Origin of the sequence: Gordonia alkanivorans NBRC 16433 (assembly GCF_000225505.1) — a bacterium.
Classification (GTDB): domain Bacteria; phylum Actinomycetota; class Actinomycetes; order Mycobacteriales; family Mycobacteriaceae; genus Gordonia; species Gordonia alkanivorans.
In genome coordinates this window covers 1-475 of the sequence record NZ_BACI01000039.1, presented here as the reverse complement: position 1 = coordinate 475, position 475 = coordinate 1, and the positions used below count along the sequence as shown (strand labels likewise).

Annotated in this window: 1 protein-coding gene and 1 pseudogene; both read left to right on the top strand. The window is 61.3% G+C overall.

Features of this window, described 5'->3' with window-relative positions:
- Window positions 1-68: 68 nt before the first annotated feature.
- A pseudogene (locus GOALK_RS24625) lies at window positions 69-296 on the top strand (IS3 family transposase); the annotation flags it as partial.
- Window position 297: 1 nt separating this feature from the next.
- Window positions 298-475, top strand: a 178-nt coding sequence (locus GOALK_RS24620) for an integrase core domain-containing protein (RefSeq protein WP_373278707.1), incomplete at its 3' end; no start/stop codon positions are given.

Below are 475 nucleotides of genomic sequence, written 5' to 3'. Positions count from 1 at the left end.
GGCTGTGGAAGGAGGAGGGCCTGCAAGTCCGGCGGGCGCCGCGGCGTAAACGGGCCGGGCAATCCTCGGTGCCGATCGTGGCAGCGGATGCACCGAAAGTGGTGTGGGCATTGGACTTTCAATTCGACTCGACCGTGGATGGCAAGAAGGTCAAGATCGCATCAATGGTCGATGAACACACCCGGATGTCGTTGCTCAACATCGTGGATCGCTCGATCACCGCCGACCGGTTGATCGAGGAACTGGAGAAGACATTCGCGATCTGGGGTGGCCCACCCATGGTGCTACGCATGGACAATGGCCCTGAGTTCATCTCAGAAGCCCTCCAGACGTTCTGTGCAGGGGTCGGTAGGCATCTCCTACATTCCGCCCGGCACGCCGTGGAACAACGGGTTCATCGAGTCGTTCAACAACCGGTTGCGCGACGAGTGCCTGAACCGCAACTGCTGGCCCACCCTGCTCGAAGCCCGGGTGG